The organism is Candidatus Caldatribacterium sp., from assembly GCA_014359405.1.
Lineage (GTDB): Bacteria > Atribacterota > Atribacteria > Atribacterales > Caldatribacteriaceae > Caldatribacterium > Caldatribacterium oleiphilum.
Map to the genome: position 1 here is coordinate 1 of JACIZN010000075.1, position 9,553 is coordinate 9,553.

Consider the following 9,553-nt stretch of genomic DNA (forward strand, 5'->3'; position numbering starts at 1 on the left):
CCACCCAGAAAGAGGCAAAAAGAACGGCCCCGAAAAGGGCAACCTCGGGGAAAACACGTTGCCTTTCCATCGCCGGACAGAATGATTTTCAATCGGTCCACCACCGCTCAGATGGTGAATACCCCTTTGTCCATGATGATTTTCCCATCGACCGCCACCGTGGGATTCACGATGATTCCGTCGTTGTGGGTCTTCGCATCGATTGTGCCGCCCATGTCGAGGTTCATGCCCAGGGCGATGTGGACGGTTCGGAAAGCCTTTTCGTCTTCAAGGATATTTCCCGTGATTCTGGCTTTCTCGTTGGTACCGATGCCGAGCTCTCNGGCGAGTTCCTGTGCTTCTCTGCCTCCCTCAATCCTCACCACCTTTCCTCCGTGAATTTCCAGGCGAATCGGTTCTGCCAGCACCCCAAGGGGCGACATGGACCCGTCAATCACCGCCACTCCCTCCACCGACTCCTCAACCGGAGCGATGTAGGCCTCCCCAGCGGGGAGATTCCCCCACCGTCCTCTCTCCCGGTAGAGGCCGTCATCGGGGGGAATGCCGGGCTTTCGGCCCTTTATGCTCATGCGGAGGTTCGTCCCCCGCTCGGTGGTGATGGTGACTTCGCTCCCCTCCTCAAGAATTCGCGTCACCTTCCAGCTGAGCTCGGAAACCTTCTCGTAGTCTGCCGTCATGGCCCCAACAGTCATCATATCTTCGGTTATCCCCGGCATGCTGGCGATGCGGGCTCCTTTTGCGGTAGCCTCCATCCGGGCTCGCGTGTGGGTGAGGCTCATCGTAGTCACAAGGAGGGCCACATCGCAGGCAAGGAACGCTGCCTTCACCTCCTCAGGGGGCTCCTCGGCATGGTGCGACCGAGGCGTCATGACAACCATCGTGCCATCAACCCCAAGCGCATGAAGAGCAAGGAAGAAACTCTCGGCAATCGAGAGCTTCCCTGTATCCGTCACCACAAGCACCCGCTCCCCGGGCTGCACCCCCATGCAGTCCCGGACGGCAATCATCGCTCCCTTCATGAGCGGTGCAAGATGCATCCTGGCACCTCCTTGAGGATTTCCGAGTTTCGCGGCAAGCTCCCGCAGTTCCTCGTCCACCACCTGGCCCCGGTCGATGATGAGCTCTCCATCAAGCCACACCAAGGTGTTGAGGCAGATGCCATCGGAGTGGGACGGGACAGGAATCCCGTTGGGTGGGAGAAGAATGGCGCCGATATTCCCCACACCCCACTCGGTGCATCCCCAGACTCAAAGGTTCTCCCTTTCTTAGGCTCGTACTCGTAGGCCTGGCAAGGGAGCTACTCTAAGAGATTATACCACCACCCTGGCCCAGCCGTGGTTGCCAAAAGCCCCAAAAGGAGTATAATGAGGAAAAAGCAAAAAGTACACCCTTCCGTGGTGCTCCGTTTCGGGGAGAATAGGGAAACCGGTGCGAATCCGGTGCGGACCCGCCGCTGTGAGGGGGAACGAAAGGTGCACAAAGCCACTGGCTGAAAGGCTGGGAAGGCGCACCGAGTAGGTTGCCCCCAAGCCAGAAGACCTGCCACGGAAGCGCCGAAAAGAGGGTGATGGCAAAGCCCTCAGGCATTGCCTGAGGGCTTTTTCATTTTGCGAAAGGAGGAAGGTGCATGGAACGTGCTCGTACCCTCACGTACCGTCTGAGTCTCTCGGCGGCTTTGGTGGCGCTTTGCGTTGTGGGGTCCTTCATCAAAATCCCAAGCCCCACCGGGACGGTGGCCTTAGACTCCCTCCCCGGGTTTTTCAGTGCCTTAGCCTTAGGCTACGGGGAAGGCGCAGCGGTTGCTCTCCTGGGGCATATCCTCACATCCCTCAACGTGGGGTTCCCTTTGGGCTTTCCCATACATCTTCTCATCGCCCTTGAGATGGGCGGCATTGTCCTTCTTTTCCGCTTCGTCTTTAAGCGGCTGGGGATTTTGGCCGCCATTATCTCTGGAATCCTTCTCAACGGCATCCTTGCTCCCCTGGGTCTTGTGCCCCTCTTTGGGTGGGGGTTCTTCTTCGGCATGCTACCTTCCCTCATCATAGGGTCGGCAGTCAACATCGTCCTTGCCGCGATTCTCTTCCGGGTGATTTTCCGAAAATGAGAAGGGACTGCCTTGTGATTCCCTTCGGGGATGAAGAACTCCTTCTGGCCTGCGATTCCCTCGGGGGAATAGGGGAAAAAGAGGGGGACGAGCTCTCCGTCCCCCTCGAGATCTCGGCTCAGTTCACCGCCCGGGTTGCTCTGGCGGAGATTCTCGCTGCCTCCGGTGAACCCCTTGCCCTCTCGGTTACCTTAAGCATCGAGCCATACCCCTGGCTTGATGCGGCAAAAAGGGGTATCCTCCGGGAGCTTCGGGCCATCAGGAGAGAGAACATCCCTCTCCTTTTCTCAAGCGAAAAGAACATTCCAACCCGCGCAACCGGCCTTGGCGTGACGGTTCTTGGGAAGCGACGCAAGAATCCTCCAAAGCCTCAAGAGGGGACCCTTTACGCCCTGGGAGTTCCCTCCTGCGGAGCCACCGTCCTTGAGAACCTGGACTCCATCGCAGATCTCAGGGACATCCTCCACCTTCGGGAACTCCTTCCCGAGGCTCCGACTCTTCCGGTGGGGTCCCGGGGGATTTTCTGCGAAGCCCTCAACTTCATCGAGGGCACCCCCCTTGTTCTTTGCCTGAACCCAGAACCCCCCTTTTCCCTCTACACCTCCTGTGGGCCGGCCACGGTGCTCCTTTTTGCAAGTTCCAGGGGAATTGAAGAGCTCAGGCCTCATTTTGCAAAACCCCTCTGGGTGGTGGGAGAGCTCAGGGCACAAGGACTGCCGAAGCCGTAATCTCCCGCCTTTTGAGTTTCTCAAGGACCGCGTTGGCCTCCTCAAGGGAGTATACCTCAGTTGTTACCTGGAAGCGGTGTTTTCCTGCCAGGGCGAGGAACTCCCGGACGTCCTGGCGGGTGCTGTTGGCGACAGTCTGGATACTCCGCTCCCGGTAGATGAGCTCATAGGGAATCTCCGGAATGGGCGTGGCATAAATCCCTGCGGCAACCACCTTTCCCCCGGGGGCGAGGTACTCGAGGGCTTTGCGGATGAGAAAGCCCGAAGGGGCAAAGACAATGGCTGCCTCAAAAGGTAAAGGAGGGTTATCCTCTGCGCCACCGACAAAGGATGCCCCGAGTTTCCGGGCAAGATCCTGGTGGTGGGGGCTTCTTGTGAACACGAAAACTTCTTGGCCCTCAAAGAGGGCCATCTGGAGCACAAGGTGGGCTGAAGAGCCAAAACCAAAAAGGGCAAGGATGTCCCCTTTCCCTACACCTGAGGCCCTGTAGGCCCGGTACCCGATGACTCCCCCGCAAAGGAGCGGGGCAAGCTCCACCAGCTCATACCCCTGGGGAAGGGGGTAGACGCTGTCCTGATAGGCGAGGAAGTACTCGGCGTACCCCCCGTCGACATCGTACCCCGTGAAGCGGGCTTTCTCGCAGAGGTTTTCTTTTCCTCTCCGGCAGAACGGACACTCCCCGCACACCGAGAAGAGCCAGGGAGTTCCCACAAGGTCTCCTGGGGCGACACTTGTCACGCTTCTCCCCACCTCGACGACTCTTCCCACAATCTGATGCCCCGGGACAAGGGGCAGGCGGTGCGCCGGAAGCTCCCCCTCCACGATGTGGAGGTCGGTATGGCACACCCCGCAAGCCTCAACTTCCACAAGGACCTCATCATCCTTCGGCTCGGGAAGAGGGATATCCCGAAGGAGCAAAGGTGAACCCTGCCTCTCAAGAACCATGGCTTTCACGGCGCATCTCCTCCGCAAACCACAAAAAGGTCTCCGCAAGACCCTCCTCAAGGGAAACCTGGGGCTCCCAGGCGAGGATGTTTTTGGCTTTCTCTATGGAGAGGGCGATGCGGGAGATTTCTCCTTTCCGTTCCTCCGAAAAAACGACCTCCACCGTCCGCCCCGCAACACGCTCAAAAAGGGCAACAAGTTCAAGGACGCTCGTTTCCTTCCCGGTTCCAATGTTGTACGCCCCGGAGGGCGCCGAAAGGGCAAGGAGATTTGCCCTTGCCACATCCCCAACAAAGACGTAGTCCCGGGTTTTCGTGCCGTCCCCGAAGACCACACAGGGTTTACCTTCAAGAATTCGCTCCGAGAAAATGGCCACAACCCCTGCTTCACCCCTTGGGTCCTGGCGGGGGCCGTAGACATTCCCGTACCGAAGGGCAACGTAGGGAATCCCCCAAACCGCCTCGTAGTACCGGAGGTAGCACTCCGCCGCGTACTTGGCCACCCCATAAGGGGAAAGAGGGACCGGTGGGTAATCCTCCGAAACGGGGAGCTCCTCCACCTCCCCGTAGAGCGCCCCACCGGTGGATGCAAAGACGATCTTCTCAACGCCGAATTCCCTTGCAAGCTCAAGAACGTTGAGCGTTCCAAGAATATTCACCGAGGCATCAAAGAGGGGGTCTTCCACCGAATGGCGAAGGTTGATGTGGGCAGCATGGTGGTTCACGTACCTTGGGCGCTCTCGAGAGAAGACCTCAGAGAGCGCGCTTTTGTCCCGGATGTCCACCTGGTAGAACCGGGCCTGGGGATTCACGTTCTCTCTCCTTCCGGTTGAGAGATCATCCACCACCGCTACCGAAAACCCTGCCGCGAGGTACGCGTCAACCACGTGGGATCCGATGAAGCCTGCTCCTCCGGTAACAAGAATAGTCACGCCTTTTCCTCCTTTCCGGATTAAGATACCACAGAGCGCCCCTCCTTGACACCCCTGGTATAATACGGGGAAGCTTACCTTGCGGAGCGTGAGACCATGACTAAGGCAGTGATTTTCGACATAGACGGAACCATAACCGACACCAACATCCTCTTCCTTGAGGCCATAAAGGAGGCGTACCGGGAGTTCACCGGCGAAGAAAAACCCCGGGAGTTCTTCATCTTTACCCTCGGGATTCCAAGCCCTGAAACGGTGAGAAAACTCGGTATTCCAGAGGAACAAAGGGACGCCTTCATCAGGCGGTGGCAGGAACTCATCAAGCTCGGTATGCCCCGCGTTCGCCTTTTTCCGGGGATGCGGGAAGTCCTTGAGGCACTCCATGAGGCGGATATCCCCATGGCCATCGTTACGGCGAAGGTCCGCTCAGAAATGAGCTACCAGTTCGACCGCTTCGGCCTCAACCACCTCTTTAAATTCATCCTCTGCGCCGAGGACACCCCGCGACCAAAGCCGTACCCGGATCCTCTCCTTGTGGCCTGCGAAAAACTCGGGGTTCCTCCGAAAGAGGCGCTCTTTGTGGGGGATAGCATCTACGACATCACCGCAGCCCGTCTTGCGGGGGTTCCCTTTGCCCTGGCAAGCTGGGGAGCCCTTGAGAAGGAGCGGGTCCTTGCCATGCACCCGGAGTTCGTCCTCTCTACTCCGCAGGACCTCTTGAGGATTCTCCGGGGAAGCCTCGAGAGAATGACGCGAGTATCGCTCTGAGGCGACGGGCGTCCTCGAACATGGGGATGTTGTTGAAGAGGCAAAAAACCTCCTTTCCGTACCCGGTGAGCTTCCGGGCAAGGAAATGGAGGTCTTCTTCTGTGTACCGGTAACGGTACGACCCTTTCCCGTGGAGGCGGAGATAAACCACCTTTCCCCATTCGGGCTCGCCCGTGAAGGGATCGGTAACATGGACAAGGTCGAGGCTTCGGCAGAGGGCCTGTACTTCCTCTTTCTTCCACTTTCCCCGGGGCTCCCAGGCAAGGAGGTACTCCCCCCGGGGGAAACGCTCGAAAAAGGAAACGAAGTTCTCGATGTTCTCAGGGGTTGGGGAAAAGGACGGTGGGCACTGGAAGACAATCACCCGCGCCGAGAGGGCCAAAGCCAGAGAAAGAGTGTGACGGGCGCAGGCTTCCACCTCTTCGGTTCTCCGGAAAAACCCGAGGTTTTCAGGACGAAAGGTGGGAGGAAGCTTTGTGCGCCGGTAGGTGGGGGATGAGGCCGGATGGGTGATGCCCTGGAAGGCCTTGAGGGTGAAGAGAAAACCCGGTGGCGCCTCTTTTCGGAGGCGCGCCAGGGTTTCCGGGGAAAGGAGCTCGTAAAAGGTTCTCTGCACCTCCACGACGTCAAGGCAGGAAAAAATCTCGGCTCGTTTTTTGGGAAAACCGCAGGTACCGACGTGAATCATTTTGGACAGAGGAGAATGGCTGAGGAAACCTTCCGCTCCCCGGTGAGATCCGAGGGGAGGTTCAGGACTTTCCCTTCGAGGTAGAACGTCGTTGAGCCACCCCCATCGAGATTGAGCGCCGAGGAAACCCGGTAGGTCTTCAGTTCCTCGACAAGTTCTTCAACAGTCATGCCGACGCTGTGCCCCGGACGCCGTCCATCAACCACCAGGAAGAGAATGCGCCCATCTTCAAGGCTGGCCACCACCGTTCGGGGATGCCGCTTGGCCACGATGTCAGAACTGAAATCACCGAAGGGACCCGGCTGGCCCTCGAAGAAGAGGAGTGGTCCCCCACTCACGGCGTAACGCACCCGCTGCCACTCGGCAATCTGCTTCCCCGGTGCGTAGAGCACCATCCGAACGCGGACCCGATCCCCGGGGGAAAGTGTTCTCCGGAGGACCTCCCCACCCTCTCCCCGTCCAAAAAGTACAAAACCATCCCGGGGAATGGGGGTTTCCCCCTGGCTCTCAGGGCGAATCTCCTCCACCACACCGCGCCGGACGATGACTTCGACTCCACCTTGCTTTGGCGTTTGGCCGCCGAAGAAAGAGTCGTAGAGCACCACCTCGTTTTTTCCCGCCGGGCGGTTGATTCCGTTCACCTCCACCTCACCCCTCAAGCCAAGCACCTTGCAGACGAACCGGGTTTCCCCGATGACGAGGCGATTACTGTCGGTGAACCCCGCCGCGTACCAGCCCTCCCGGGGCTCAGAGAGAACCCGTCCGTCCACCATGAGGAGCCCAATCGGGATGCCGTTTTCGGCGAAGAAGCTTGCGTTCATGGCAAAAAGGGCGTTTTTCCTCCGGGCAATCTCGCTTGTCCTCTCCCTATCCGTAACCTGGTCCTTGGCGAGAGCCACCTCAAGACGAAATGGGGCGTTGGATGGCTCAAAGAGCAAAGCCAGGGTAAAGAAAGGGCCAGGGGGGAGTGCTTCTTTCGCTTTTCCACCACCCTGGGTGGCCACAGGGTAAGAGGGGAAGCCCTGTTTCTCAAGGCGGGACCGAACGTCCTCAAGGTCTTTCCTCTTGTAGGGTCCAACCCGGACCTTGAAGAGGCCCCCTTCCTCCTCAAGATGAACCTGGTACCCGAGTTCCCTGAGCCAGCCCGCAACTCTCTCTGCCCGTTCCCGCACCTCGTACGCCCCAACCTGGAGGAAGAAGGTGTCCTGTGGAGCGCCGGTGGGCTGAGGAAGAAGCTGCGCCTCAAGGGGAGAAAATCCCCATTTTTTAACCACAAGCTCAAGATTGGGATGGATGCTCTTGCGCCGCTCAAAGCGAATGTTTCCTTTAGCGTACTTTTTGAGCGTCTCCTTGATGATGATGAACTCCTGAGCGCTCAGGACTCTCTTTGGGAAGACGTTACCCGAAATGTCTCCCCGAAGAAGAGGAGGCTCCAAGGAAGCGGCAAGGAGAAAGAGACGCTTCTCCCTCTCACCAAGGTCTGCAAGGTCCCGAAAGGGAACGCTCTGGGTATCGACAAAGGAGAGGAGGTCGTCATAGGAGAGGGCTTTCACTATGGCCTCCACGGCCTCCAAACGAAGAACCGGGTCCCCTTCTCTTTTCCCGGGAGGAAGGGATGGCGCCGTACCCAGGATGTTCTTCAAAGACCCGAGGAAATCACCCCAGGTAACCGGAGTCACCTGGGCGGAAACCTCAAGGGAGAGACCGAAAAGAAGGACAAAGACGAGAACCCAGAGGATGCACGGGCGGAGGTACCGCAAGGTTTTCACCTCATTTCAGGGTCTTTTCACGTGCCGCTTCTTGAGCTCCTCCATGACTTCGCCAAAGCTCAAACCCTCGTGCTTGAGGAGGACAAGGAGATGGTACAGGAGATCCGCAACCTCGTACCGGAGGTGGTCCTTTCGGGTGACCTCCTCCTCAAAAGCGGCAAGGAGGACTTCAGTCGCCTCTTCGGCGACCTTTCGGAGGATTTTCTCCTTTCCTTCTGCAAGGAGCTTTGCCGTGTAGGACGAGGGAGAAGGGTTCTGAGCCCGCTCCTTGATAACCTCAAAGAGCTCTCCAAGGAAGGCAAAAAGGGGGAAGGGAGGATTGCCGTTTTTGGGTTCCCCAGGCTTTCCGTCCTCGAGTTCTCGGTGGAAGCAGGAGAAAAACCCGGTGTGGCAGGCGACCCCTTCCTGCCTCACCGTAACAAGGAGGCAGTCGTTGTCGCAGTCAACGTATATACCCTCAACGTGCTGGATGTGGCCACTTGTCTCCCCTTTGTTCCAGAGCTTGCCTCTGCTTCGGCTATAGAACCAGGTGGTTTTGGTCTCAAGAGTCCTCCGCAGGGCCTCCTCGTTCATGTAGGCCACCATGAGGACCTTTCCAGTTTCGGCGTCCTGGACGACTGCGGGAATGAGGCCCTTTTCGTCGAAGCGGAGCTCCATTAGTCCTCCATCCGTACCGGGATTCCCCGTTTTCGCAGGAAGGCCTTGGCCTCCGGGATGGTGTAGTGGCGGTAGTGGAAAATGGAGGCCACCAAAGCAGCATCGGCCTTTCCTTCCTGGAGCACTGCCGCCAGGTGTTCGAGCTTTCCCGCTCCACCGGAGGCAATGACGGGAATCTTCACCTTCTCGGCGATTTTCCGTGTCAGGCTTATGTCGTAGCCCGACTGGGTTCCATCGGTGTCCATGCTCGTTAAGAGAATCTCCCCCGCACCCAGGCGCTCCACCTGCTGCGCCCAGGCAAGGGCGTCCTTCCCCGTGGGGGTTCGACCTCCGTTGATGAAGACCTCCCAGTAACTGCGAGACGTGATTCGGTCCCAGGTCCGCTTCACATCAATGGCCACGACAACGCACTGGCTTCCAAAGCGCTCGGCAAGTTCGGTGATGAGGTTGGGATTGAGGACCGCCTGGGTGTTGATGGAGACTTTGTCGGCTCCTGCCCGGAGGAGTTTGCTCACGTGCTCGACGCTTCCGATTCCTCCGCCAACGGTGAAGGGAATAGTCAGGACTTCCGCCACCTTCTCGGCCACATGGATCATGATTTCCCGCTGCTCGTACGAGGCGGTGATATCGAGGAAAACGAGCTCATCCGCCCCCTCCTCCTCGTAGCGCTTGGCAAGTTCCACAGGGTCCCCCACGTCTCGCAGGTCCTCAAAGTGAACCCCCTTGACCACTCGACCCTCTTTGACATCAAGGCATGGGATGATGCGCTTGGCTAACATCCTGAACCTCCCATTTTCTCAAGGATTTCGCGAAAGTTCAAATTCCCCGCATAGAGTGCCTTCCCAAGGATAACCCCCAAAACCCCGGGGATGCGCTTGAGGTTCCATATATCCTCCTCGCCCCGCACGCCCCCGGCAACGATAACTGAGACTCCGCTTTTTTCGATGAACCGCCGCACGTTCTCA

The 9,553-nt window shown here is 58.3% G+C and carries 11 protein-coding genes and 1 riboswitch; of the genes, 3 read left to right on the forward strand and 8 right to left on the reverse strand.

Features of this window, described 5'->3' with window-relative positions; translation table 11 throughout:
* Nucleotides 1–107 precede the first annotated feature (107 nt).
* On the reverse strand, nt 108–1,037 hold the full coding sequence (locus tag H5U36_06830) for an aminopeptidase (protein ID MBC7217840.1): 930 nt from the start codon (nt 1,035–1,037) through the stop codon (nt 108–110).
* 341 nt (nt 1,038–1,378) lie between these two features.
* Nucleotides 1,379–1,562: riboswitch (cobalamin riboswitch) on the forward strand.
* A 65-nt stretch (nt 1,563–1,627) separates the two neighbouring features.
* Between H5U36_06830 and H5U36_06835 the strand changes: the two genes are divergently transcribed.
* Nucleotides 1,628–2,104 carry an ECF transporter S component gene (locus tag H5U36_06835; protein MBC7217841.1) on the forward strand — a complete coding sequence of 159 codons (477 nt, stop codon included), beginning with the start codon at nt 1,628–1,630 and terminating at the stop codon, nt 2,102–2,104.
* A complete protein-coding gene (locus H5U36_06840; GenBank protein MBC7217842.1) occupies nt 2,101–2,832 on the forward strand; it encodes a hypothetical protein in 732 nt (243 codons plus the stop codon). The genes H5U36_06835 and H5U36_06840 overlap by 4 nt, the downstream gene beginning before the upstream one ends.
* Here the strand turns inward: H5U36_06840 and H5U36_06845 are convergent.
* The gene (locus H5U36_06845; GenBank protein MBC7217843.1) at nt 2,804–3,787 is read right to left on the reverse strand and encodes a zinc-dependent alcohol dehydrogenase family protein; all 984 of its coding nucleotides are present in this window, start codon (nt 3,785–3,787) and stop codon (nt 2,804–2,806) included. The two genes, H5U36_06840 and H5U36_06845, sit on opposite strands and share 29 nt — an antisense overlap.
* Nucleotides 3,768–4,709, reverse strand: coding sequence for an NAD-dependent epimerase/dehydratase family protein (locus tag H5U36_06850; protein ID MBC7217844.1), 942 nt, complete (start codon nt 4,707–4,709; stop codon nt 3,768–3,770). Before H5U36_06850 ends, H5U36_06845 begins: the two co-directional genes overlap by 20 nt.
* Before the next feature lie 96 nt (nt 4,710–4,805).
* Between H5U36_06850 and H5U36_06855 the strand changes: the two genes are divergently transcribed.
* Nucleotides 4,806–5,474: an HAD family hydrolase gene (locus tag H5U36_06855; GenBank protein ID MBC7217845.1), complete on the forward strand. Its 669-nt coding sequence runs from the start codon at nt 4,806–4,808 to the stop codon at nt 5,472–5,474.
* On the opposite strand, the gene H5U36_06860 is transcribed toward H5U36_06855, so the two are convergent.
* The 5 genes from H5U36_06860 to H5U36_06880 form a co-directional block, all read right to left on the reverse strand.
* Nucleotides 5,407–6,090 carry a DUF72 domain-containing protein gene (locus H5U36_06860; protein MBC7217846.1) on the reverse strand — a complete coding sequence of 228 codons (684 nt, stop codon included), beginning with the start codon at nt 6,088–6,090 and terminating at the stop codon, nt 5,407–5,409. The two genes, H5U36_06855 and H5U36_06860, sit on opposite strands and share 68 nt — an antisense overlap.
* A gap of 68 nt (nt 6,091–6,158) precedes the next feature.
* A complete protein-coding gene (locus tag H5U36_06865; protein ID MBC7217847.1) occupies nt 6,159–7,922 on the reverse strand; it encodes a phosphodiester glycosidase family protein in 1,764 nt (587 codons plus the stop codon).
* 15 nt (nt 7,923–7,937) lie between these two features.
* Entirely contained in the window at nt 7,938–8,588 is a 651-nt protein-coding gene (locus tag H5U36_06870; protein ID MBC7217848.1) for a bifunctional phosphoribosyl-AMP cyclohydrolase/phosphoribosyl-ATP diphosphatase HisIE, read from the reverse strand.
* Nucleotides 8,588–9,367, reverse strand: coding sequence for an imidazole glycerol phosphate synthase subunit HisF (gene hisF / locus H5U36_06875; protein ID MBC7217849.1), 780 nt, complete (start codon nt 9,365–9,367; stop codon nt 8,588–8,590). The genes H5U36_06870 and hisF overlap by 1 nt, the downstream gene beginning before the upstream one ends.
* The coding region (locus tag H5U36_06880; protein MBC7217850.1) for a 1-(5-phosphoribosyl)-5-[(5-phosphoribosylamino)methylideneamino]imidazole-4-carboxamide isomerase at nt 9,361–9,553 on the reverse strand (193 nt) is incomplete at its 5' end. The genes H5U36_06880 and hisF, both read right to left, overlap by 7 nt.

What these genes read in the sequence shown, in the direction of transcription:
- H5U36_06835 (MBC7217841.1), top strand. Translation starts at nt 1,628, where the DNA reads ATGGAACGTGCTCGTACCCTCACGTACCGTCTGAGTCTCTCGGCGGCT.
- H5U36_06840 (MBC7217842.1), top strand. Translation starts at nt 2,101, where the DNA reads ATGAGAAGGGACTGCCTTGTGATTCCCTTCGGGGATGAAGAACTCCTT.
- H5U36_06855 (MBC7217845.1), top strand. Translation starts at nt 4,806, where the DNA reads ATGACTAAGGCAGTGATTTTCGACATAGACGGAACCATAACCGACACC.
- H5U36_06870 (MBC7217848.1), bottom strand. Translation starts at nt 8,588, where the DNA reads ATGGAGCTCCGCTTCGACGAAAAGGGCCTCATTCCCGCAGTCGTCCAG.
- hisF (MBC7217849.1), bottom strand. Translation starts at nt 9,367, where the DNA reads ATGTTAGCCAAGCGCATCATCCCATGCCTTGATGTCAAAGAGGGTCGA.